Here is a 25,600-nt window from a genome sequence, read left to right on the forward strand (position 1 = left end):
AGGCTCCAACTTTTGAGAGAATGGAGCCATGAGCAATCAAACAAAGTTTTCCCCTGAAGTTCGTGAACGATCTGTTCGCCTGGTACAGGAGCATCGCGGCGAATATCCATCGCTATGGGCGGCGGTTGAATCAATTGCACCCAAGATTGGCTGTGTTCCCTCCACGTTGCTGGAATGGGTTAAACGTAGCGAAATTAACAATGGCGCACGCGAAGGTCTGACAAGCAGTGAACGTGATCGCCTCAAGGCGTTGGAGCGTGAGAACAGGGAACTGCGCCGAGCCAATGAGATATTGAAAACAGCCAGTGCTTTTTTCGCCCAGGCGGAGCTCGACCGCGTTCTGAAGAAGTAAACGCTTACATTGATCAGTATCGGAGTATCTATGGGGTCGAGCCAGTCTGCAAGGTGTTGCAGGTTGCCCCTTCAGCGTACTGGCGCCATGCTGCCCGCCAGCGCTATCCACAATTACGCAGTGCGCGGGCTCGCAGAGATGAGTTGTTGATGGCTGATATCCGGCGTGTCTGGCAGGCCAATATGCAAGTCTATGGTGCACGCAAGATCTGGTATCAATTGCAACGTGAAGGTGTGACTGTGGCGCGTTGTACGGTTGAACGTCTGATGCGCCAGCTGGGTTTACAAGGTGCCCGACGGGGCAAAATCATTCGCACCACTGTTGTCCGGCAGAACGCGACTTGCCCGCGCGATCTCGTCAACCGGATGTTTCATGCCAATCGGCCCAATCAGCTGTGGGTCTCGGACTTCACCTATGTATCAACCTGGCAGGGCTGGTTGTACGTGGCTTTTGTTATCGATGTATTTGCCCGCCGCATCGTTGGCTGGCGTGTCAGCAGCACCATGAGTACGGATTTTGTGCTTGATGCGCTGGAGCAGGCTTTGTATGATCGCCGTCCTGCTGATACCCTGATTCATCATTCCGACAGAGGATCGCAATACGTGTCGATCCGTTATACCGAACGTCTGGCACAAGCCGGTATTGAACCGTCTGTCGGCAGTCGCGGTGACAGTTACGATAATGCGCTGGCTGAAACGATCAATGGCCTGTACAAGGCTGAACTGATACACAGGAGAGCTCCCTGGAAAACCAGGGCTGCTGTGGAGCTGGCAACTTTGGAATGGGTTGCCTGGTATAACCATCAACGCCTGCTTGGATCTATCGGGTATATTCCTCCAGCTCAGGCTGAAGAAAACTACCGACAAACCCAGGATAGTAAGACATTGATGGATATTTTACTTTAACCAAATAGCCTCCTCGATTGTCGGGACGGTTCAGCAAGACCAATGCCGAACTCGACCAGATGCCCCGCGAGCACCACGACCAACTCGCCGCCACCGCCACGCTGTTTCCCGATGAAATGGAAGAGTCGGAGTTGGGGGAGATTCCGAAGGGGTGGGAAGCCGGAACATTGGCCGAACTATGCCAGTTGAACTCTGAAAGCTGGGGTGCCAAAACGTTACCGAGTACGGTTCACTATGTGGATTTGGCAAACACCAAGAACGGCGAAATTTCAGAATTGCAGACTGTAAGCGGAAAAGATATTCCGAGTCGTGCCAGAAGAATATTGAGGCTCGGAGATACGATTGTTGGTACGGTACGACCAGGAAACAAGTCGTTCGCCTTGATTGGAGAGGTTGGTCTGACTGGAAGTACAGGATTTGCTGTGCTACGCCCGATAGATCAGGTGTGGCTGGAATTTGTTTATCTTGTGGCAACGTCCGAATCAAATATTGAGCGCCTAGCTCATTTGGCAGATGGCGCATATCCTGCCGTGCGTCCTGAAGTTGTCGTACAAGAAAATTTGGTTATCCCGAAAAAAGACATCGCACAGGCATTCCACAAAAAAATACGACCGATGTTTTCCAAAACTCTCGCGAACAGAGAAAACGCGAAGCTCTTGGCTGAACTCCGCGACAGCCTCCTCCCTAAACTTTTATCAGGTGAATTGTCCATCCCGACGGCATCGGACGCAGTGGAGCTTGATGCATGATTAAGAAAATAAAAACCATCGGCAATCTGGGTGTTTACAAAAACTTTAAGTGGGATGATGAAGTCCGCGAAGGAGGCGGCCAAGTAGCGACGTTTCAAGACATCAACATCATCTATGGGAGAAATTATTCTGGGAAGACCACGCTTTCACGAATTCTGCGCGCGATGGAGACAGGGTTACTATCAGATAAGTTTGAAAATCCATCATTCAGTGTAGCTTTAGCGGATGGTTCTCATGCAACGCAAACAGCGCTGACAAGCCATGGCAAAACGATTCGGGTTTTCAATGAGGATTTCGTACGATCCAATTTGCGCTTTATCACCAACCCGGATGACAGCATCGAGCCGTTCGCCATCCTTGGCGACGACAACAACAAGATTGAGAAAGAGATCGAAGCGCTTGAAGCAGAGCTTGGCTCAAATGAAGTGGGTAGCGAAACAGGCCTGTACGCTCAGCAGATTACAGCGAAGACCAAGCACACTACGGCATTTCAAAGACATAAAAAAGCCAATGACGACCTCGAAAAACAACTAAGTGATAAAGCAACCGATAAAAAAATCGGCATAAAATACAAATCAGATCGCTTTGGTGACCAGAATTACAACATTCAAAAGCTGAAAAACGATATTGCGGTAGTCCAAACTGCAAGCTATCAATCACCATCAAGTGAGCAACTGGCTCAATACGAAAAGCTGATCTCAGAAATAGCGCTTCAGCCTGTTCCGCCGTTCCATGCGCCCGATCTTACTTTTCAAAGCTTGGTAACGCAAGCCGAAACACTTTTGACCAAGAAAATCAGTGAATCGGACAAAATTGAAGCACTGGTGAAAAACGCAGTACTGAATCGCTGGGTTAATGAAGGGCGAACCCACCATAAGAACAAGCTGGATAAGTGCGCATTTTGCGACAACCCAATCTCCGTGGATCGTTGGGCTGCGCTGGAAAAGCATTTTGATGAAGAATCAGACCAACTTGAGAAGGATATTGATGCGCTAATTGGCCAGATCGAGACAGAAAAGAAAACGACAAGCTCAGCATTATCCATTGATAAGACCAAGTTCTATTCCAAATTCCATCTGCGGCTCAACGAATTAGATGAATCGTTGAAAACGGTTCTTGCCAGCTACGAAAAATCTCTGGATGCATTGATCGCCCAGTTGAAGTCCAGAAAAGAAGACGTTCTAAATCCTAGAATGTTCGTAGAATCGGGCGACGTCACTAAAGATTTGCAAGCGGTCTGGAGCACTTATAAAGCGCTTTGCACAGAGTCTGATAACTATACAAAATTGTTAGACAAAGATCAGAAAATCGCCAAAGAAAATTTGCGATTAAAAGAGGTTTCAGATTACCTCCTCACTATTGGATTCGAGAAGCAACAATTCACTATCGCAGAATTCAAAAAACAGCATGAATACGCTGAGCAAGAAAAAAATCGCATCGACATTGAAATCAGCACAAAACAGGACTTGATTGCTTCAAAAAAACGCGAGCTAAACGATGAAGAAAAAGGTGCAAAAAAGGTCAATGAGTATTTGAATAATTTTTTTGGCCATCGTTTTCTCACGCTTGAAGCCAAGCATGACAAGGCTTTTGGAGAGCAATCAAAACGAATTCACTTTGAGGTCATTCGTGATGGAAAGAAGGCTCACCATCTTAGTGAAGGTGAATGTAGCTTGCTGGCCTTTTGTTATTTCCTAGCAAAACTCGACGACATCGACACCCGAAATTCAAAGCCGCTTATTTGGATTGACGACCCTATTTCATCACTAGATGGAAACCATATATTTTTTGTTTATAGTCTATTAGGCGCAGAAATCGTTTCTGTTGGGAAATTTGAGCAGCTATTCCTATCAACTCACAATCTTGATTTCCTAAAGTACCTGAAACGACTTAGTGGAAAGTATATTGGCGAGGATGGCAAGAAAAAGGACTATCAGAAAAGTTATTTTGTCATTGCCCGAAATGACAAGGTTTCAGGTATCAAAATCATGCCGAAGTACCTCAAGGAATATGTCACCGAGTTTAATTACCTTTTCGAGCAAATACACAAGTGCGCTGAAATTAAAGCAATTGACGATACGAATTACGTTACTTTCTACAATTTCGCAAACAACGCCAGAAAGTTTTTTGAAATTTATTTGTACTACAAATACCCCGATCAAGGTATGAATGAAGATACTCTTCGCTTGTTCTTTGGCGAGGATAAAATTCCTGCTGTTTTAACAGACAGAATCAATAACGAATATTCTCATCTATCGGGGGTTTTTGAACGGGGATCGACACCTGTCGAAGTGCCGGAGATGCAAAAAGCTGCAAGACATATTATCGAGCGGCTTAAGCAAGACTCAGATCAGTATTCCTCTTTATTGAAAAGTATCGGTGTGGCAGAAGCTCCGGAGGCACAGTCGTGAGCATTACCGAACAACAACTCGAAAACGCTACCATCGGCTGGTTCCGTGAGCTGGGCTGGCAATATGCCAGTGGTCCGGACATCGCACCGGATGGCAACAGCCCTGCTCGCACCGACTATCGCCAAGTAGTACTGCAACAACGCCTGCTGGCGGCGTTGTCACGCATCAACCCTCACATCCCCGCCGTCGCACTCGAACAAGCTACACATGAACTGCTGACGGTGAGCGACCCTCTGCTGATTGCCCGCAACCGGCATGTGCATCGGCTGCTGCTGTCCGGTATCCCGGTCGAGTTTTCTGTGGGCGATGAAAAGCGCACCGATCTGGTCAACCTGATCGACTTCGTCAATCCTCGCAACAACGACTTCCTGCTGGTCAGCCAGTTCACCGTCCGGGCTACCCGCCAGCCGCGCCGCCCGGACCTGGTGGCCTTCGTCAACGGCCTGCCGCTGGCGGTGATCGAGCTGAAGAATCCGGCCAACGAGCAGACCGACATCTGGGATGCCTTCAACCAGATCCAGACCTACAAAGAAGAAATCAGCGATCTGTTCAACACCAACGTGGCGGTAGTGGTTAGCGATGGCTTCACGGCGCGGCTGGGTTCGCTCACTGCGAATCAGGAGCGCATGCAGCCCTGGCGGGCGATTACCAATGAGGACGACCGGCCACTGCTGGAGTTCGAGTTGGAAACGTTGGTGCGTGGTTTCTTCGAGCCTGCGTTGTTCCTCGACTATGTGCACCACTTCGTGCTGTTCGAGCAGGACGCCGACCGGATCATCAAGAAGATCGCCGGTTACCACCAGTTCCATGCCGTGCGCGAGGCGGTTAAGGCTACGGTGATTGCCGCCAGCAGTCCACAGAAGGGGCTACTGGAAGTTCAGGAACCGCGTGCTACCTATGGCAAGGAAGTGCAGCCCGGCAGCCGCAAGGCTGGCGTGGTGTGGCACACTCAGGGCTCGGGCAAGAGCATCACCATGGCCTGCTACGCGGGCAAGCTGTTGCAGCAGCCGGAGATGAAGAACCCCACACTGGTGGTGGTGACCGACCGCAACGATCTGGATGGGCAGCTGTATGGCACCTTCTGCGCTGCCGAAGACCTGCTCAGGCAAACGCCGGTGCAGGCGGGCAGTCGAGAGAAGTTGCGCGAGATGCTGGCCTCGCGCGAGGCGGGCGGCATCATCTTCACCACGGTGCAGAAGTTCGCGCTGCTGGACGACGAAGAGCAGCACCCGCTGCTATCGGATCGCAGCAATATCGTGGTGATCTCCGACGAGGCACACCGCAGCCAGTACGGCATGAAGGGGCGGCTGGACACCAAGACCGGCAAGTACGTGTTCGGTTATGCCAAGCACCTGCGCGACGCGCTGGCCAATGCCACCTTCATCGGCTTCACCGGCACGCCCGTCGCCCTGGAAGACAAGGACACGCGGGCGGTGTTCGGCGATTACGTCAGCATCTACGACATTCAGGACGCGGTGGACGATGGCGCCACGGTGCCGATCTTCTATGAAAGCCGCCTGGCCAGGCTGGACGTGAATCAAGCCGAGATCGACGCGCTCAATGCCCAAGTGGATGAGGTGATCGAGGACGAGGAAGACCTCACTGCCCGCGAAAAGACCAAGAGTGATTGGGCGGCGCTGACCAAGCTGGTGGGCGCGCAGCCGCGTCTGGAGCAGGTGGCAGCCGATCTAGTGCAGCACTTCGAGACGCGCACCGCCACGCTGGAAGGCAAGGCGATGATCGTCTGCATGAGCCGCGACATCTGCGCCGAGTTGTACAACGCCATCGTCGCCTTGCGTCCTAACTGGCACGACTCCGACCCGAAAAAGGGCGCGATCAAGGTGATCATGACTGGCTCGGCAGCGGACAAACCTTTATTGCAGCCACACCTAACCAGCCAGCAGGTGAAGAAACGCCTGGAAAAGCGCTTCAAGGACCCGGCAGATCCGCTGAAGCTGGTGATCGTGCGCGACATGTGGCTGACCGGCTTCGACGCGCCCTGCTGCCACACCATGTACGTGGACAAGCCTATGAAGGGCCACAACCTGATGCAGGCGATTGCTCGCGTAAACCGGGTGTTCCGCAATAAGCCCGGCGGCTTGGTGGTGGATTACATTGGTGTCGCCAATGAACTGAAAGCAGCGCTCAAGACCTATACCGAATCCAAGGGCAGGGGCGACCCGGCACACGATGCGCGTGAGGCCCTGACGGTGCTGCTGGAAAAACTGGACATCGTGCGCGGGCTGATGCACGGCTTCGACTACAGCGGGTTCGAGACCGATGCGATGAAGCTACTGGTACCGGTGGCCAACCATATCCTGGGGCTGAAGGACGGCAAGCAGCGTTTCCTCGATGCCATGCTGGCCGTGAGCAAGGCATTTTCCCTGTGCAGCACGCTGGACGAAGCCGCCGCCCTGCGCACGGAGATTGCCTTCTTCGCCGCCGTCAAGGCCGCCATCGTCAAGTTCACCACGGTGTACCGCAAGCGTTCCGACGCGGACAAGAACAGTGCGCTCAAGCAGATTCTGGACAACGCCATCGTCGCTGACGGGGTGGCGGACATCTTCGCCCTGGCGGGCCTGGACAAGCCCAATATCGGCCTGCTGTCGGATGAGTTTCTGGAAGACGTGCGGCAGATGAAGAGCCGCAACCTGGCGGTGGAACTGCTGGAAAAGCTGCTGCGCGACGAGACCAAGGCCCGTGCGCGCAACAACGTAGTGCAGGAGAAGAAATACGGCGACCGCCTGCTAGAAACCCTGCGCAGGTACCACAACCGGGCGGTGGAGACGGCGCAGGTCATCGAGGAACTGATCCAGATGGCCAAGGACTTCCGGGCGGCGTTGGAGCGCGAAGCGGCGCTGGGGCTGAACCCGGACGAGATCGCCTTCTACGACGCGCTGGCCAACAACGAAAGCGCCGTGCGAGAACTGGGCGACGAAACCCTGAAGAAGATCGCCGTCGAGATCACCGAGAAGCTGCGCAACAGCACCACGGTGGATTGGCAGGTGCGCGAGAGCGTACGCGCCAAGCTGCGGATCTTGGTGCGGCGCACGCTGAAGAAGTGGAAGTACCCGCCCGACAAGCAGCTGGAGGCAGTGGAATTGGTGCTACAGCAAGCGGAAGTGTTGTCGAACGCATGGTCGAAGTGATGACCAAGTTGTTCGAGGTAGGTAGGCACACCATCAGCGAATGGTTTACGGGCAATGGGCTTCTATAACCTGGATGCCATCATTACTCAGTGTATACCCTGCTCAAGTTCAGGTTTTCCAGAGCCATTCCATTATTCCATCTTCCGCATACTGATCATCATCACACCGATCAATACCAGCCCCGAGCCTGCCAGCTGTACCAGCGACAGTTGTTCCGCGAGAAACACATAAGCCAGATAAATGGTCGCCACTGGCCCCAGCGCGCCTATCATGGAAGTTTGCATGGAGCCGATTCGTCGCATAGCAGCGGCAAGGGCAAAGGCGGGCATCACGGTGGAGAACAGCGCCATACCAATGCTGAGGCCATAGACACGGGTGGATTGCTGCAAGTCATCCAGCGGATGAGTGAGCAGGAATTGGGCGATGCAGGCCAGACATGCGACGGTCATGGCATAAGCGGTAAAGCGCATGGAGCCGATACGGGCGATGGTGTGTCCGGCACCAATCAAGTAGATGGCATAAGCCAGTGCGCTGGCAAAAACGAGGCTACTCCCCATGAACAGACCATCCGATGTGATGTGGAAATCATGCACGAATACCAGCCCGATTCCGGCATAACTGAGCAGCAAGGCGAACCAGACCCTGCGCCCGATAGCCGCGCGAAATACCAGCGCACTGATAAGCACCACCATGGTGGGATACAGAAACAGAATCATGCGCTCCAGCCCCGCGCTGATGTATTGCAGACCGAGAAAATCAAGAAAACTTGCCAGATAGTAACCCACCAGCCCCAGCAGCAGGACAGCGAGCCAGTCGTGCCGGGCCATGGGTGTGGCCTGCGCCCGTCCGTGCAGCATGGCAAATACGAAAAATGGCACGGAAAACACCATGCGCAAGGCCAGCAAAGTTACGGCATCCACAGGCTCGACATAGGCCAATTTGATGAAAATCGCCTTGGCGGAAAAACCAATCGCCGCCAGCAAGGCAAACAGAACACCCAGCGCCTGCTGGTACGATGAGAAGAATCTTGCAAGTAAGGGGTACATGGGGAATCTGAAAATCCTGTATTCGGTCATTAAAAACACAGGTCTTTTCACGGAAGACGGCAATCAGCGGGAGAAGACCCGTATCGCTATCTGATGGATGATCAACAACTCAATGCAATGATCCAACGCACGGGACAATGGCAGGAAACCGCCACAGTCGTAGAATCAGTATTATTCTGGAGATGTTCATATTTGTACTGTATGCGATGCGGGCATATCACCTATGACGATCAGGCACGCATTTTCTGTCGTGCAGCCATGCAGCAGAATGGCTTACTTTGAATAATGCGACTCTCCGGCTATCGCCCCCTCACAACGAGAATTTCAGGAAATAACGCTCTCAACATTCAGTGATACTGACACTGACAGCCAGGCCGCCCAGTGAAGTTTCCTTGTATTTGTGCGACATCTCCAGGCCAGTCTGTTTCATCGCATTGATACAGTTATCAAGGGGGATGAAATGCTCGCCAGTACCGCGACAGGCAAGTGCGGCGGCCGTGTGTGCCTTGATTGCGCCAAAGCCATTGCGTTCGATGCAAGGCACCTGAACCAGCCCACCGACCGGATCACAGGTCATACCCAGGTGATGTTCCAGCGCAATTTCAGCGGCATTTTCGACCTGCTCGGTAGTACCTCCTCGTACCGCACAGAGACCGGCCGCAGCCATGGCTGCTGCTGAACCTACTTCTCCCTGGCAACCTACTTCGGCACCGGAAATAGAGCTGAGGTGCTTGATCAGCCCGCCAATGGCCGCAGCTGTCAGCAGGAAATCCCGTACCTGCTGTTCAGTACCGCCTTCATGTTTGAGCAGATAGTAAATGACTGCCGGAATAACCCCCGCAGCACCGTTGGTGGGTGCTGTAACGACCATGTGCCCTGCAGCATTTTCTTCATTGACTGCCATAGCGTAAGCACATAGCCAATCGTTCAGTGTGGCCTTTTCCGGATGCATCTGCAGTTGTTCGTACAAATCTTTTGCACGTCTGCGTATACTCAACCCGCCCGGGAGACGGCCTTCTGCCGTCAATCCCTGCTCGACACAGTGACACATGGCTTTCCAGATACTATCCAACCCTTGTTCAAGCTCCTGCGCCGACATTCTGGTCAACTCATTGGCACGCTTCATTTCAGCGATGGATAAGCCGCTCTGCTGAGACATTTCTAGCATGCCGATCGCAGAATCGAACGGATAGGGATACAACCCGGCAGATTCCATTTTGAGCGGAGCATTCAGCTGGTTGATTTCTGCCAGGGTGCAGATGAACCCGCCCCCGATGGAAAAAAAGGTTTCTGACAGGATTTTTTTCCCCTCTTCATCCAGCAGATAAAAAATCATGCCATTGGGGTGTTGCGGCAATGGGTCCGATTTATCGAAAACGATATCATCCTCAGGGTTGAAACCAATCTCTCTCCCGCTGGTAAGTTGCAACGTATCGGTGGCCCATAGTTTTGCCGTCAGTGCATTGACATCCTCTCCGGCAAGCGAGACGGGGCTATGGCCGTGCAATCCCAAAGCCACTGCCCTGTCCGTTGCATGCCCTCTGCCGGTAAAGGCAAGCGAACCCTTGAGCACACAATAGACACGATAGTTGAGATCGTCTGGAGTCTGCGAGATCAACTGATCGACATGATCACGGAAAACATTTGCTGCCGTCATCGGCCCCATGGTGTGAGAACTGGAAGGGCCAATACCAATTTTGAACAGATCGAGTACGCTGATGAACATAGGGTAAATCTTGCCGGATATTAAGAGTGGAGCCTGTTGCTGCGGGCTGATATTGCAATGGCTGAAATTGTATAGCAGATTGACCAGGTTTGCCTTGGGGGCAGAAACAATTATTTTGCAGGAATTCAGGAGAACGATAATAATTGACCGGCATAAACAGGCTATGGTCTAATCCTGTCGTTAAGAGGCAACAAAGAGGCGGTTAACTCAGCGGTAGAGTGTCACCTTCACACGGTGGAAGTCATTGGTTCGATTCCAGTACCGCCTACCAGATTTTTCTGTCACGCCAGAACAACCTGTGCCAGCTTGTCATTGGCATGGAAGGACCGGTTTATATGACAGGAATAATTTTTTGAACGGTGTCCTGCAGTCACTGCGGGCACCACTCTTCAACCCATTTTACTCCTGCCACATGTTCAACCCGGCTGCATTTCCCGTTCTGCGATTGTTTATCGTGTGTCTGGTACTGCTCTATTCTCCATTCTGTCAGGCAGATCTCGTAAAAACAGTGGAGCGAATCAAACCGGCAATTGTTGGAATAGGCTCTTTCCAGAAATTACATTCTCCCCCTGTCAATTTTCTTGGTACCGGCTTCGTGGTCGAAGATGGTTTACATGCCATAACCAATGCCCATGTGATTTCTGATTTATCCAGCAATACCAGCAAAGGCTCATTGATCATCATGACCGGAAAGGGTGAAAAACCTGAACTGAGAAATGCTACGATCATTGCTCTGGATAAAGAACATGATCTTGCTCTCTTGCGTTTCGAGGGAACAGCATTACCTGCAATGAAACTGGGGGATGCCGGCACGATAAAAGAAGGAAAATTGCTGGCATTTACCGGCTTTCCCATCGGAATGGTACTCGGCTTCTACCCGGTGACCCATCGAGCTACCATTTCTTCAATCACGCCTGTCATCCTGCCTGCACAAAATGCCAGGCAACTCGATGCGGCAAAAATTCGACAACTGCAAAAATCGGCTTACAAAATATTTCAGCTCGATGGTACGGCTTATCCGGGCAACAGCGGGAGTCCATTGTATGACCCGGATACCGGAGAGGTTTACGGGGTAGTGAATATGGTTTTCATAAAAGGCAAAAAGGAGTCTATACTGAGCGATCCAAGCGGGATCAGCTATGCCATCCCGGCTAACTACGTTATTGATCTGCTCAAACAAGGTGGCTTCTGATCGTTTTATGACAGTGAGATGGCTCGCCATCGATCTTACCGTTTTTTACCGATCCGTTTATTTATACGTCATTCTGGCTGGGGTATGCTTTGATTCGGGTATCTAATCATTACATTTCCGGATTTTCCGTATTGCTCGCCAGCATCGAGGCCGCTACATTGCTTGCGGTTTTTTTTGCCGGTGCGGCCATTCGATTCATGCAATGGGATGTCCCGGTATCGGGATCACTGATCTCGCAATTACCTGGAGCAGTTACTTTTACTTTCGTAATCCTCGCCAGCATGGCTGCGCTGGGTATGTACCAATTGGACGGCCGGCAGGATTTCGAAGGAATTCTGCTCAGATTGCTCCCCTCTCTTGCGCTGGGTTTCGGTTTCATCACCCTTATTTTTTATCTGTTTCCGGATCTTTACTTCGGCCGCGGGCTGCTGGCCATCGTAATGCTGCTGGCCTTGTTGCTGATATTGATCATCCGACTGCTTTTTTTCAGGTGGTCCGGGCTCGACAGTTTACGTCCCCGTGCGCTCGTACTGGGTGCCGGGGTAAATGCCGGAGAATTGCTCGATCTCATTGACAAGACTTCCATTCTGCCTAATTTAAAAATTGTTGGATTTGTACCATTCGATAAAGAAAACCGGCATGTTCCGGCGGAAATGATCATCCCGAAAACCGGTTCACTGACCTCTCTGGTCGATCAATATGATGCCAGTGAAGTCATCGTCGCGACTCAGGAGAGACGGGGCGGTACTTTTCCCATTCAGGAGCTGCTGGAATGCAGGATAAGCGGTATAAAAGTCACTGATCTGGTTGGTTTCTTCGAAAGAGAGTGCGGCCACTTGCGAATGGATTCACTCTATCCCAGCTGGCTGGTATTTGGCAGCGGTTTCAACCAGGGAACCTTGAGAACCGTGGTCAAACGCATGTTCGATATCATCACCAGCCTGTTACTGCTGATCGTTACGTTACCCATCATGTTACTGACTGCGCTGCTGATAGTGATCGAAGACGGGTGGCCGGTATTTTATCGTCAGGAAAGAGTGGGAGATGCGGGAAAAACTTACATGGTCATCAAATTCCGCAGCATGTTCAACGATGCGGAAAAGGCTGGAAAGCCTCAATGGGCCACTGCTGACGACCCCCGTTCGACGCGGGTGGGGCGAATCATCCGCAAACTGAGAATCGACGAACTACCGCAGATCATCAATGTGCTCAAGGGTGAAATGAGTTTCGTCGGTCCGCGGCCCGAACGGCCTCATTTCGTTGATATGCTGAGTGCACAGGTTCCCTATTACAACATGCGGCACAGCATCAAACCGGGTATTACCGGCTGGGCCCAGGTACGCTACCCCTATGGAGCATCGATTGAGGATGCCATCGAGAAGCTCCAGTACGATCTGTATTACGTCAAAAACCACAGCCTGTTCCTCGATTTCGTCATTCTGATCGACACTGTTGGCGTCGTCCTGTTGCGCAAAGGCAGCCGATGAATTTTGGCAGTCACGACCTCCCCCCCGTGCTGACCACCATGACAACCCTAAGCTACGCAGCAGCAGCAGCAGCCTTTTTCTTTTTATCCATTCTGCTCATTACCAGCTGGCGGGGACGTCTTTATGGTTTATTACTGGCAGCAGCCTGTCTTTCCTCCTCGATATGGGCGGCAACGATCGCAGGGCTGTCCTATCTGGATTACGCCTATCCTCTGTTGATCCAGGTACTGGAACTGCTGCGCAACGCTACCCTGACCATCTTCCTGATCACCTTGCTGGGGCCCTTCCAGCCGGGAAAGACAGATAATACATCACCTAAAATCAGACCGGCAGTCGCTGCCATCGCTCTGTTCTACCTGATTTGCCTGGCTCAGATAGTCGTTTTTGGTCAGATCACCGGTATCGATCCGGATCAGCCGGGTGCTTCCCGGGATTTTCTTATATGGGTGGCAATGGCCATCATCGGGATGATCCTGGTGGAACAGTACTACCGGAACACTCCCCGTGAACAGCGCTGGGGAACCAAATTCATCTGCCTGGGTATCGGCGGCCTGTTTGTCTACGATTTTTATCTGTACAGCGATGCACTCTTGTTCAGAAAAATAAGTGCCGATATCTGGGTTGCCCGGGGATGGGTCAATACACTCATCGTTCCGCTGATTGCCCTCTCAGCCGCGCGCAATCCGAAATGGACGGTAGGTATTGCGGTTTCGAGGCGCATCCTGTTTTACTCTTCCGCATTGTTCGGCGCGGCGGTTTACCTGTTACTGATGGCCGCAGCAGGCTATTACCTCCGATTCTCGGGAGGCACCTGGGGAACGATATTCCAGCTCACTTTCCTGTTCGGGGCGATTATTCTGCTGATCGTCGTACTGTTCTCCGGGACGACGCGTTCCTGGCTCAAGGTGTTCATCAGTAAACATTTCTTCAGTTACAACTATGACTATCGTGAAGAGTGGCTGCGCTTTACACGCACCCTGTCCGAGGAAGAAACAGAATTAAGGGTTCGGGTGATCAAGTCACTCGCACAGCTCGTCGAAAGCCCGGCTGGAGGAGTATGGTTCAAATCGGAACAACACCATGCCTATCTGCCGATTGCCCGCTGGAATATTCCACATATCGATGCTTCCGTGGCAATGGATAGCTATTTTTGCCAGTTCATGCAGGAAAGCTCCTGGGTGATCGATTTATACCAGCATGATTCCGAATCACAGAAATACGCGGCCATGATATTACCCGACTGGTTGCCCACCATTCCCAAGGCACGCTGGGTGGTACCACTGATATTACACGGAGAACTGCTGGGATTCGTAGTGCTGACCGAACCACGCAGCGCAGTCGAGTTCAACTGGGAAGTCAGGGATTTACTGAAAGTAGCAGGAAGACAGGCAGCCAGTTATCTGGCACAGTACGAAGCAGCCCAGGCACTGTCCACTGCTCGTCAGTTCGAATCCTTCAACCGCATGTCTACATTCATCGTACATGACATCAAAAATCTGATCGCCCAGCTTTCGCTGTTACTTACCAATGCAGAAAAGCACAAGGATAATCCGGAATTTCAGCAGGATATGCTGGATACCGTAGCGTTATCCGTCAATAAAATGAAACGCATGCTCGAAAAACTCAGCAGTGAAAACATGCGTGAAGAAAAAAATGCCCTGTCTCTGAATGAGCTGCTGCAACGGATCATTGCCAGCAAATCCTTTTATGAACCTCAGCCGGTACTTGACATCCTCGACACAGAACTGAATGTACTGGCTGATCTGTCACGTCTGGAACGTGTACTCGGCCATCTGGTACAAAACGCAATCGAAGCAACTTCTAAAGACGGGTATGTCGAGGTACGGCTCAAGCAACAACCTGGATGGGCAGTCATCGAAATCGAAGATAGCGGATATGGTATGAGTGAGCAATTCATTCGCGAGAAACTGTTCACTCCTTTCGAATCGACCAAAACAGCAGGGATGGGTATCGGTGTTTTCGAAAGCAGGGAATATGTCGAGGAAATCGGTGGGAAATTGCATGTATCCAGCGGAGTATCGAAAGGAACAATTTTTACAGTCATGCTACCGTTAGTCTCTCCCCCGTAGCCCGCAGTGCCGGGAAACACTTCATCTATATCGGTCATTGCTGGTCGATCAGACCAGTCGCCGTGGCCGAAACGAAAATATCCACCCGGTTATCTGCCGGATTTCCAGAATCAGTTACCTGACAAAATCCGGTATCCTTGTGAATTCTGATGGATATCAATATTTACACCGCAACCATAATGTGGTTCATCTGATATTTCTCGTCACCCGTTTTTTCTGAAACACGATTTTATGCTCCGTTATTTCGAACGCCTGATCAACCCCTTTCCATCCGGCAAACTGACCGAACCTCCTGCTACGCTCTACCGGTTCTGCCGCCATTACATGAAAGGTGCAGAGATTTATTTCATTTTGCTGGCGATCGCCACCTTTTGTGTTGCCGTCGGTGAAGCCATGCTGTTCGGTGTACTGGGAACCATCATAGACTGGCTGGCTGAGAAAGATCCACAAGCGTTTTTACAGGAAGAAAGATTAACCTTGCTGGGATTGTCACTTTTCATCCTGATAGCAATGCCGGTGATTATTTTCTTTCATTCAGTCATTCTGTACCAGTCCCTGATGGGAAATTTTCCCATGGTCGTTCGCTGGCTATCTCATTGCTACCTGCTTGACCAGAGTTATGCCTTCTTTCAGAACGAATTCAGCGGACGTATCGCGACCAAAGTCATGCAAACGGCACTGGCTGTGCGCGAAACGATCATCAAAACGCTCGATGTTCTGCTGTTTGTTACCGTCTATCTGGCAACTGCATTACTGCTGATTGCCAATGCAGATCTGCGCCTTTGTATTCCGCTGATCATCTGGCTGGCAGTGTACTTGTGTATTCTGCGCTACTTCATACCCAAACTCCGGCACATCTCCCGGATTCAGGCAGATAGCCGTTCAAACATGACTGGGCGCATCGTGGACAGCTATGCCAACATTCTCACCCTCAAGCTCTTCTCCCACACCCGGCGGGAATCCGACTATGCCCGGGACGGTATGCAGGAATTTCTGGATACCGTCCACCCGCAAATGCGTCTGGTGACGCAGCTGAATACCTGTGTCTGGATCAATAACATGCTGTCCGTTTTTGCGATCGGCACACTTGGTATCCTGTTGTGGCTCGATGCAAGTATCAGCACAGGAGCAATTGCCATTGCACTGAGTCTTGCCATCCGCCTGACCGGGATGTCTCACTGGATCATGCTGGAAGTCGGAGAATTATTCGAGAACATCGGCATCGTGCAGGATGGCATGAACATGCTGGCCAAACCATATGCAGTAACAGATACCCCCGATGCCATACCGCTATTCGTCACGAAGGGACAAATCGATTATAACCAGGTCGAATTTTCCTACCATAACGATATTAAAAACGAAGATCACCGGATTTTCAAAGCACTCGATCTCCATATCAGCTCTGGCGAAAAGGTAGGGATTGTCGGTCCCTCCGGTGCCGGAAAATCGACTCTGATCAACCTTTTGCTGCGTTTTTATGATATCCGGCAGGGCAGTATCCAGATCGATCAGCAGGATATTCGTACGGTAACGCAAGAGAGCCTGCGTGCCAACATCGCCATCGTTACTCAGGATACCTCATTGCTGCACCGTTCCATCCGTGAAAATATCCTGTTTGGCAGACCCGATGCCACCGAAGAAGAAGTCATCCTGGCCGCACAGCGGGCCCATGCGCATGAATTCATCCAGGAACTGGTAGACAGTTACGGCCGCAGAGGGTACGACGCCATGGTGGGAGAACGCGGAGTTAATCTGTCAGGCGGGCAACGCCAGCGTATCGCCATTGCCCGGGTACTGCTCAAAAATGCACCTATTCTGGTTCTGGATGAGGCAACGTCTGCGCTGGATTCTGATATAGAAGCCAGTATCCAGCAAAGCCTGCATGAGCTGATGCAAAACAAAACCGTGATCGCCATTGCCCACCGTCTCTCTACCATTGCGGCCATGGATCGGCTGATCGTGCTGGATAACGGGCACATCGTCGAGCAGGGGCGCCACGCCGAGCTACTGTCACTCAACGGGCTTTATGCCAGGCTCTGGAACCATCAGTCTGGTGGTTTTCTGGGTCATCTCGACCATAACTTTGGCAGCCATGACGAAACCTGTTAACGGCTGAGGATCACCTTTCAGAACCTGTTCAAGATCTCGATCAGAGGACTTACTGCTGTGTAACCGGAGGTTGATCAAACCGGCGATACAGCACAGGCAACACTACCAGTGTCAGCAACGTAGAGGTGATCAACCCGCCGATGACCACAATGGCAAGCGGCCGCTGCACTTCTGAGCCAGGGCCGGTCGCGAACAGAAACGGAACCAGCCCGAGCATGGCTACCGTAGCGGTCATCAAGACCGGGCGGAAACGCTGTTCACATCCTTTGATGACGGCATCCTTCACGCTGACTCCCTCATCACGCAACTTGCGGATATAGGAAATCAGCACCACTCCATTCAATACTGCAATTCCCCACAATGCGATAAAACCAACCGAGGCAGGCACCGACAGATATTCACCGGTGACAAACAGGCCGAATACGCCCCCTATTGACGCAAATGGCAGCACCAGAATGATCAGGGCAGCCAGTCTGAGGGAGTTGAACAACATGAACAGTAAAAAGAAAATTGCAAAAATCGTTATCGGAACAATGATCGAAAGCGTAGCCATAGCCCGCTCCATATTCTCGAACTGCCCCCCCCATTCAAAGAAATAACCGTCAGGCAACTTCACTTCTTTGGCAATCCGCTCCTGTACCTCTGCTACAAACCCGCCCAGATCACGGCCTTCGACATTCGATCCGACTACTACGCGACGCTTGGCATTTTCACGTGAAACCTGGGCGGGACCATCGACGATGTTAATGTTAGCAACAGTATATAAGGGCACGGTTACGCCATCCGGGGCCCGCAGCAGCAAATTGCGAATGCTTTCGATACTGTCACGAAAATGTTGTGGAAAACGTGCCACGATGGAAAAACGCCGCTCACCTTCGTACAAAGTACTGACTTCACGACCGCCGACAGCAGTCTCGATCAGTTCATGCACATCAGCGACATTGATACCGTTACGCGCAATGGCATTACGATCAACATCGATGGTGAGGGATTGCTGGCCGGACAGACGTTCTATACGAATATCCTGTGCACCCGGAATGCTGCGCAAAATGCGTGCGATCTGTTCCGACAGCTCACGCAATTTATTCAGATCGTCCCCGAAAATTTTTACTGCAATTTCAGAGCGTACACCAGTCACCATCTCATCCACTCTTTCGGCAATCGGCTGTGACAAAACGATATTGACGCCTGGCAGCACCTCCAGCAATTTGCGGATATCTTCATCCACTTCATCCTGGGTACGACCGGATTCCGGATCGAGTATCACGATCGGATCGGATTCATTCTGCCCGGCCGGGTCAGCAGGAGATTCACCGCGCCCCAGTTTGGAGACCACACTTTTCACTCCCGGCACCTTCGATACGGCCTTCATGGCTTCCATTTCCATTTCAATGGCTTCGGACAGGGAAATCGAGGCTACCCGGTTGATCTGGGGAGTCAATGCACCTTCTTTCAAAGTCGGAATAAACGATTTCCCCAGAAATGGAAACAACACAAAAGACAGCAGCAATAATCCCAGCGCAGTGGTAACTGTCAGTTTTCCCCGCTTGAGTGCAGTATTGAGCAAGGAATGGTAAGCCGCTTTCAGTTTGGCAATGATCGTCGTATCATGATCGGCCCCCCCTTTCAGGATATAGGCACACAATACCGGGGACAAAGTCAGCGAGACGATCAGGGAAATCGCCAAAGCAATCGCAATCGTAAAGGCCAGCGGACTGAACAGCTTGCCCTCCATACCCTGTAACGTCATTAGTGGCAGAAACACCAGAATGATGATGCAAATCCCAAAAATCACCGGTGTACCGACCTCACCCACCGCCTCAATAATGGTACGCGCACGTGATTCCTGCGTGTTGCCACTATGGCCCAGGCGATGAAAGACATTTTCCACCACCACCACGGTGGAATCGACCATCAGCCCGATCGCGATCGCAAGCCCGCCCAGTGACATCAGATTGGCGGAGATACCCTGGTGATTCATTATCATGAATGTCAGTAAGGGCGTAACTACCAGTGTTGCCACCACAATCAGGCTCGAGCGCACATCCCCCAGAAAGATGAACAACACGACGATGACCAGAAAAATACCTTCCATCAGTACCTTGCTGACCGTCCACAATGCGGCATCAACCAAGTCGGTACGGTCATAATACGGAACGATCTGTAATCCGCCGGGCAGCAGTTTCTGCTCATTGATCTCTGCCACCTTTACCTTGACACGCTCCACGATTTCCTTGGCGTTCCCGCCTCTGACCATCAGCACGATGCCGGAAGCCGATTCGGTATACCCGCCCTTGATGACGGCCCCTGCCCTGACCTCCGTGCCCAATTTCACTTCAGCGATGTCACGCACGAATACAGGCACACCGCGCTCTTCCGACAGGACGATATTGCCAATATCCTGCAGGGTGCGAATCAGGCCAACCCCCCTGACGAGATACTGTTCACTGCCGGTCGGCAGAATACCGCCGCTGGCATTGGCATTATTTTCTGCAACGGCCTTCTCTACCTGGTTCAGTGTCAGATCGTAGTGACGCAGTTTGTTGGGATCCGTCAGCACATGATATTGCTTGACATACCCTCCCTGCGAATTGATTTCCGCCACTCCGGGAATGGACCGCAACATCGGCCGGACAATCCAGTCCTGCACGATGCGCCGTTCGGTCAGTTCTTCGACGGTCAGTGCCCGCTCACCATCATTGGGATGATCGATCGTGTATTGATAAACCTCTCCCAGGCCCGTAGAAACCGGACCCAGGCGCGGGATGATTCCCGGTGGCATTTTGCTGGCTGCTTCCAGCAGCCGCTCCATGACCAGTTGCCGGGCAAAATAAACATCGGTTTCATCGGTAAAAACCAGGGTAATGATGGATAAACCGCTCTTGTTCAGTGAACGCATTTCCTCCAGTCCGGGCAATCCGGTCATGGCAATTTCCAGTGGAACCGTCACCAACCGTTCTATCTCTTCCGGACTGCGACCGACTGCCTCAGTCGCAATCTGCACCTGAATATTGGTGACATCCGGAAACGCATCGACTGACAAGCGTTGTGCTGCATGCAGACCAAACCCCATCAGAATCAGCGTCAGCACGACTATCACCAGCCGCTGCGCCAGCATGGCGCGTACCAGAGAAGTAATCATCATTACTCCAGATCCTTGCGCTTGCGCTCGTTATTCAGGTGAAAGGCACCATCGACGATGATCTGCTGATCCGGTGTCAACCCTTCCAAGACGGGTCTTACCTGATTGATCATTTCATCCAGTTTGACCGGAGTCAGTGTGAAACCGCCATCTTCCCGGGCAATGAACACATGATCCTCATTATTCTCACGTACCACCGCCCCTTCCGGGATGACCAGACGTTCGCGCGCATGTTCGTCGATATGCACCGTGGTCAGCATATCTGGTCGCAGCCTGCGTTCGGGATTATCCACTTCCGTGCGGACAGTTACCGTCCGTGTCAGCGGATTGACGATGTCGGATACAAAAATGATGGTTCCATCGAAACTCGTGTCCCCCAATGCAGGTACGCGCACTTCCACATGCTGACCCAGCTCGACAAAATGGGCAGCATGCTCCGGGACATCCCCCACCACCCACAGCACCGACAAATCAGCCAGTGTAAATAGCTGATCCGAAGGCTGAACCACCTGTCCCAGCGCAACATCGCGTGCAATTACTGTACCGCTGCGCGGTGCGGTAATGACCACGGAAGGCAGGATCTGGCCACGTTTGGTCAGATCCTGCACTGCCTGGTTATCCATTCCCAGCAACCGCAAATGATCCTTCGCCGCACTCAGTTCAGCGTTTGAAACCTGTAATTCCGATTCCCGGCGCTGCAGTTCTGCAGCACTGATGACATCCTCCTCAAACAATTGCTGTGCGCGCATGGCTGCACGCTGTGCCAGTACTGCCAGAGAATTGGCACGCAGATAAGCCAGTTGAGCCTGGGTCAGTTCCGGGCTTGAAATCCTGGCCAGTTTGGTACCGGCGGAAACACTATCCCCCAAATGTGCATAAATTTCGACGATCCGCCCGGTAAAGCTCGCCCCGACCTGAACGAGCTTCAATTCGTTGACCTTGATCTGCCCGGGGACGCTCAGTTTTTCAGCAATATCGGCGTAAAAGGGCTTGCCGGTTTTGATCCGTTCGCGTAAATCCGGCCTGAGAAAAATTGTATTGGCATCATCTGTTTCTGCCTTGAGGTGTTTTTCCGGAGGCTCCTGTTCCTCTCCGCTCTTGCAACCCGGAACAGACAGTGTGACGAATGCAAGAAAAACAGCAATGATCTGTATCTGCAAATTCATTGAAAAAGGTTACTCCTTTGGATAATGCGCTCGCAGCCGATCTATCTCTGCCGCTGCTGACTGTAATTCGAACTGGGCCTGCAACAGCTCCGAACGGGCATTACGCAACACCCGCTGGGTATCCAGCACCTCGATAAACCCTCTTTCCCCCAGCCGGAAAGCAGCTTCCGCCACACGCAGCGCCGCTTCTGCTTCCTTGACGATACCGCCTTCAAACATTTCCACTCTGCGCCGCGCAATCTCCATCGCCTGCCAGGCGGATTCCAGCAGTCGATTGATCTCATAGCGACGATAATCGAGCGTCTCGCGCACTCTGGCTGCATCTGAAACCGCTGCATCGACTTCACCGCGCCGCTGATAGAAAAGCGGAATCCGTACGCTCAATCCAGCGGTATTCGATGTAAATTGCTTGTCCTGGTAATTGCTGTAAAGAATATTCACTGACGGCAGTACAGAAGCACGCTCCTGGTCGATTCGCAGATGTGCGCGATTCTGCTCTGCCTCCAAACGCAGAATTTCCGGATTCACAGTTGATAACTCAACACGTAACGCTTCAAGTGAAGGCAATTCGACCGGATCACCGAGCGAAGCAGTCACGTTGAATTCAGGTGGCAAGGCGCCTGCTGTCAATTGCAACAGAGCAATACGTGCCCGTTCGGTATTCAATAATGCTGCCTCTTTTCTGCTCGCTGCCGTCATTACTTCGGTATCGGCACGAATCAACTCGAAGCGGGCAGTTTCACCCGATTCAACGCTCAGCTTGATACGACGCTGTATTTCCCCCATCAGATCATGAATATCTGATTCCATCTCAGCCAGACCACGTCGCAACAGAAATTCATAGATATGTACCCGAAGTTGCGCCGCCAGATCTGCCCGTGCCTGTTCCAGATTTGCGCGACTGGCTTCCACCCCGGCCTCTGCCGCACCGATCCGAGCACGCCGCACAAATGGATTTTCCAGTGACTGACTGACTGTCACCTGCCGTTGCATGGAAGCCGGCCCGGTATCAATCTCAGGTAAACGCTTACTGTCAGGGCCAGCCATAAAAGTAACTTCAGGGTTGGGAAATGCCGATGCACTGGTAACCTCCGCCCTGGCTATCTCGACCTGTGAACGGACAGCCTGCAGCAAGCCATTGGCCTGTAAACCCATACGCTGAATATCAGTGACGGTATATCCGCCTCCCGCCGCCAGAACCGGATAATTTGATCCCGTAAATAAAGCGAAGCCAGACAGGAAACTCCAGAGAAAAATTTTCCGCATACAAAATGAAGATAAAAGCTGTATTTTTATAAAGCGAGCAGTTACTGCTCTTTGGCCGCTTTTCGTTTTTTTATTAGACGTTTTTTCCACCACCACCCTGCTGCCAGCAGAGTAAAGAGCGCATACCAGATACCATGAGTCCGCATCCATGCTTCTGGGTTTTCTCGTACAAACAACTGAATTTCAGCCAGATCCGCAACTTGCGGATGCTCACGGGTGGTTTCAGCCGTTTGCAGATGCAGCTCGATCGACAGGTGGTGACGCCCCGTCTTTTCTGGAGTAATGATCCAGGACCACCGGCTCATCTCACCTTGACCGGAAAAGAACTGCACCTGCGGCTCCGGTGGATCAATCGAAAATGCATCTCCGGCTATCCTGGCACGCATTTCAGGGAAAACCTCGCTGCGAATACCTTGCAGCTCGGTTCCGGGATGAGATTTCTTGACGATATCGTTGATACGCCGCGCCAGTTCTCTGGTATTCAGTTGCAATGTGATTTCAAAAGATTTGTATTGTTTTATTTCTTGCGGCAGGCTGATGACCGAACTGTCAGCCGGCAGTTTCATCATCGTCAGTGGTGGAAAATGTTTCTCTCCATACCACGCATGTGCCAGAAAATTCATCACAAACGGAACAAACAAAACCGCCGCGAGCAACGCCGGAAACACCATACTGAAACGAGTATCTCTTTTATACATCATACCTCCTTCAAACTGAACGGCTCCTGAACGGTCCTTCCATTACCGGATAACATCGCAATCCAATGGAATAGAGAGTAGACTCGAGGAAAAAGAGGAGTGGTTCTTCTGTAATGGTGCATGGTGTTCCTTGTTTCGTTGCCCATCGAGGGTATCCCGCATTGTATCCGGAAAATTCACTGGTCGGAATTCGGGCTGCAGTCCAGGCTGGTGCCCGGTATGTTGAAATTGACATTCAACTGAGCCGCCAGCTGACTCCCTATCTCTGTCATGACGATGATCTGAAGCGATTGACCGGCCGCAATGCCTATCTGACCAGACTGAAAGACGATGAAATCGATACACTGACCGTCTCCTGCCCAGATGTCACGTGTTCAGCCGGTACAGAGCCTGCTCCAATTCCCCGTCTGGCAGAATTCTGCCGCTATCTGGCGCAGCATCCCCAAGTCACCACCTTCGTCGAAATCAAATCTGAAAGCATTGCCCGGTTTGGTCTGAGCAAAACGATGGATGCGATTCTTCCGGTCATTGATGTGGTGCACACACAATGTGTCCTGATTTCATTCGACTGGGAATTGATTGCACTGATCAAATCGCATCAGATGTACAAAACCGGCTGGATCATCGAACACTGGACTGACGAACAATCGGCCATGGCAGCACGCTTGCAGCCGGATTATCTGTTCAGCAGCATCCGCTGTCTTCCCGAAAAACTCGATCAACTCTGGCCCGGCCCCTGGCAATGGGTGATTTATACAGTCGATGATTACGCTACGGCACTCGATTATGCAGAAGCCGGCATTACACTGATCGAAACCGATACGATCGGCACGCTGCTCGCTCCCTGACCAAGCCATGCCTACAACCCGCCACTACGACATTGTAATCATAGGAGGAGGAATTCAAGGCGCAGCCGTTGCACAGGCTGCCGCTGCACTTGGCTACAATGTGCTGGTGCTGGAAAAAACTGCTTTGGCTGCAGGAACTTCGAGCCGTTCAAGCAAACTGATCCACGGCGGTCTGCGTTATCTGGAAAGCGGCCAGTTCGGACTGGTATGGGAAAGTCTGAAAGAACGGGCTGCGCTCCTGCGCCTTGCGCCTTCACTGGTCAGATTGCAGCCATTTCATATCCCCATTTACGATCAGACTTCACGCGATACGCTGACCATACGCGCAGGACTCAGTCTCTATGCCCTGCTTGCAGGATTGAGCAAAGGCGCAGGCTTTCATTCCATACCAAGAAGGAGATGGGGGGAGCTGGACGGCCTCTCCACGCGAGGACTCAGACATGTCTTCCAGTATTGGGATGCGCAAACCGACGATCAGGCGCTCACCCGGGCGATCATGCATTCTGCCTCCTCGCTCGGGGCGGAATTACACTGCCCGGCCGAATTCATCCACGCCAGAATTTCCGGAGAGATTTGTGAAATCGAATTTCTGGAAAATAACCAAACTTACCAGTGTACGGCAAGCTCGCTCGTCAATGCTGCCGGCCCATGGGTCAGTCAGGTAGCGGAACGAATCTCGCCCGCACCACCGGCATACCCGGTAGAGCTGGTACAAGGCACTCATCTGATACTGGAAGGAAGTCTGGATAAAGGCTGTTATTACCTCGAATCACCACAGGATCGAAGAGCCATTTTCGCGCTGCCATGGAAACAGCATATTTTACTGGGCACAACTGAAACAGTATTCGAAGGAGCACCCGACAAGGCTCTCCCGCTGGTATCCGAAGAAAACTACCTGCTGGGTTGCTTCCGGTATTATTTTCCCGATCACGGCGCCACGGTACGGGAACGCTTTACCGGCCTGCGCGTACTGCCCGTATCGCGCAACAACCCTTTCGGTCGCTCACGTGAAACTCACCTGCAATGTGATTCGCCTGAATCTCCCCGGATTGTGGGAATTTATGGGGGAAAACTGACTGTCTGCCGCGCAACTGCCCGGAAAGTTCTGCATACTCTGCGGCCTTCACTACCCGTCCGGATTCCCAAAGCAGATATTTCACAACTGACACTCAAACTGCCTTAATCCGGCCATTCGACTTACATTGATGAGCTCAGACTTACCGACGATCAATTCCCGGATCAATCGAGCAGCAGATCAGTCAAT

At 51.9% G+C, this 25,600-nt stretch carries 16 protein-coding genes, 1 tRNA gene and 1 other annotated feature; of the genes, 11 read left to right on the top strand and 6 right to left on the bottom strand.

Annotated elements, in window-relative coordinates:
- The first annotated feature begins 28 nt into the window (after window positions 1-28).
- From HRU73_RS08685 to HRU73_RS08700, 4 genes are all read left to right on the top strand, one after another.
- Window positions 29-1,257 (top strand): IS3 family transposase gene (locus tag HRU73_RS08685; RefSeq protein WP_502709290.1). Its coding sequence is split into 2 segments (ribosomal slippage): window positions 29-308 and window positions 308-1,257, totalling 1,230 coding nucleotides; the frame shifts between segments, so codons are not numbered across the junction.
- Window positions 307-423, top strand: a sequence feature (AL1L pseudoknot). (Overlaps the previous gene by 117 nt.)
- Before the next feature lie 59 nt (window positions 1,258-1,316).
- Entirely contained in the window at window positions 1,317-2,006 is a 690-nt protein-coding gene (locus HRU73_RS08690) for a restriction endonuclease subunit S domain-containing protein (protein ID WP_287398428.1), read from the top strand.
- Window positions 2,003-4,417, top strand: coding sequence for an AAA family ATPase (locus HRU73_RS08695; RefSeq protein WP_287398429.1), 2,415 nt, complete (start codon window positions 2,003-2,005; stop codon window positions 4,415-4,417). The genes HRU73_RS08690 and HRU73_RS08695 overlap by 4 nt, the downstream gene beginning before the upstream one ends.
- The gene (locus HRU73_RS08700; protein ID WP_287398430.1) at window positions 4,414-7,566 is read left to right on the top strand and encodes a type I restriction endonuclease subunit R; all 3,153 of its coding nucleotides are present in this window, start codon (window positions 4,414-4,416) and stop codon (window positions 7,564-7,566) included. Before HRU73_RS08695 ends, HRU73_RS08700 begins: the two co-directional genes overlap by 4 nt.
- Window positions 7,567-7,697: 131 nt before the next feature.
- On the opposite strand, the gene HRU73_RS08705 is transcribed toward HRU73_RS08700, so the two are convergent.
- A complete protein-coding gene (locus HRU73_RS08705) occupies window positions 7,698-8,612 on the bottom strand; it encodes a DMT family transporter (RefSeq protein ID WP_287398431.1) in 915 nt (304 codons plus the stop codon).
- Window positions 8,613-8,952: 340 nt separating this feature from the next.
- On the bottom strand, window positions 8,953-10,338 hold the full coding sequence (locus tag HRU73_RS08710; protein WP_276678979.1) for an L-serine ammonia-lyase: 1,386 nt from the start codon (window positions 10,336-10,338) through the stop codon (window positions 8,953-8,955).
- Between the two features lie 196 nt (window positions 10,339-10,534).
- Between HRU73_RS08710 and HRU73_RS08715 the strand changes: the two genes are divergently transcribed.
- From HRU73_RS08715 to HRU73_RS08735, 5 genes are all read left to right on the top strand, one after another.
- Window positions 10,535-10,609, top strand: a tRNA-Val gene (locus HRU73_RS08715).
- An 81-nt stretch (window positions 10,610-10,690) separates the two neighbouring features.
- On the top strand, window positions 10,691-11,530 hold the full coding sequence (locus HRU73_RS08720) for a S1 family peptidase (RefSeq protein ID WP_011111014.1): 840 nt from the start codon (window positions 10,691-10,693) through the stop codon (window positions 11,528-11,530).
- Between the two features lie 131 nt (window positions 11,531-11,661).
- Window positions 11,662-13,017 (top strand): TIGR03013 family XrtA/PEP-CTERM system glycosyltransferase, encoded by a 1,356-nt coding sequence (locus HRU73_RS08725; protein ID WP_287398432.1) that lies wholly within the window; start codon window positions 11,662-11,664, stop codon window positions 13,015-13,017.
- Window positions 13,014-15,107: an XrtA/PEP-CTERM system histidine kinase PrsK gene (prsK, locus tag HRU73_RS08730; protein ID WP_353765020.1), complete on the top strand. Its 2,094-nt coding sequence runs from the start codon at window positions 13,014-13,016 to the stop codon at window positions 15,105-15,107. Before HRU73_RS08725 ends, prsK begins: the two co-directional genes overlap by 4 nt.
- 231 nt (window positions 15,108-15,338) lie before the next feature.
- Window positions 15,339-17,216: an ABC transporter ATP-binding protein gene (locus tag HRU73_RS08735; RefSeq protein ID WP_287398433.1), complete on the top strand. Its 1,878-nt coding sequence runs from the start codon at window positions 15,339-15,341 to the stop codon at window positions 17,214-17,216.
- Window positions 17,217-17,265: 49 nt separating this feature from the next.
- Here HRU73_RS08735 and HRU73_RS08740 read toward each other — a convergent pair whose 3' ends face one another.
- Genes HRU73_RS08740 through HRU73_RS08755 form a run of 4 tightly spaced genes read right to left on the bottom strand, consistent with a single transcriptional unit; the run spans window position 17,266 to window position 23,491 of the window.
- A complete protein-coding gene (locus tag HRU73_RS08740; protein ID WP_287400053.1) occupies window positions 17,266-20,358 on the bottom strand; it encodes an efflux RND transporter permease subunit in 3,093 nt (1,030 codons plus the stop codon).
- Window positions 20,359-20,360: 2 nt separating this feature from the next.
- Complete coding sequence (locus tag HRU73_RS08745; protein WP_287398434.1) at window positions 20,361-21,524, bottom strand: efflux RND transporter periplasmic adaptor subunit; 1,164 nt, start codon at window positions 21,522-21,524, stop codon at window positions 20,361-20,363.
- Window positions 21,525-21,533: 9 nt separating this feature from the next.
- Window positions 21,534-22,790, bottom strand: a complete 1,257-nt coding sequence (locus HRU73_RS08750; protein ID WP_011111008.1) for a TolC family protein — start codon at window positions 22,788-22,790, stop codon at window positions 21,534-21,536.
- Window positions 22,791-22,831: 41 nt separating this feature from the next.
- Window positions 22,832-23,491 carry a hypothetical protein gene (locus HRU73_RS08755; RefSeq protein WP_287398435.1) on the bottom strand — a complete coding sequence of 220 codons (660 nt, stop codon included), beginning with the start codon at window positions 23,489-23,491 and terminating at the stop codon, window positions 22,832-22,834.
- A 110-nt stretch (window positions 23,492-23,601) separates the two neighbouring features.
- Between HRU73_RS08755 and HRU73_RS08760 the strand changes: the two genes are divergently transcribed.
- Both HRU73_RS08760 and HRU73_RS08765 read left to right on the top strand, forming a co-directional pair.
- The gene (locus tag HRU73_RS08760) at window positions 23,602-24,336 is read left to right on the top strand and encodes a glycerophosphodiester phosphodiesterase family protein (protein WP_287398436.1); all 735 of its coding nucleotides are present in this window, start codon (window positions 23,602-23,604) and stop codon (window positions 24,334-24,336) included.
- Window positions 24,337-24,343: 7 nt separating this feature from the next.
- On the top strand, window positions 24,344-25,519 hold the full coding sequence (locus tag HRU73_RS08765; protein ID WP_287398437.1) for an FAD-dependent oxidoreductase: 1,176 nt from the start codon (window positions 24,344-24,346) through the stop codon (window positions 25,517-25,519).
- The last annotated feature ends 81 nt before the right edge of the window (window positions 25,520-25,600 follow it).

The sequence above is a fragment of the Nitrosomonas sp. H1_AOB3 genome, from assembly GCF_015709435.1.
Taxonomy (GTDB): Bacteria; Pseudomonadota; Gammaproteobacteria; order Burkholderiales; family Nitrosomonadaceae; genus Nitrosomonas; species Nitrosomonas europaea.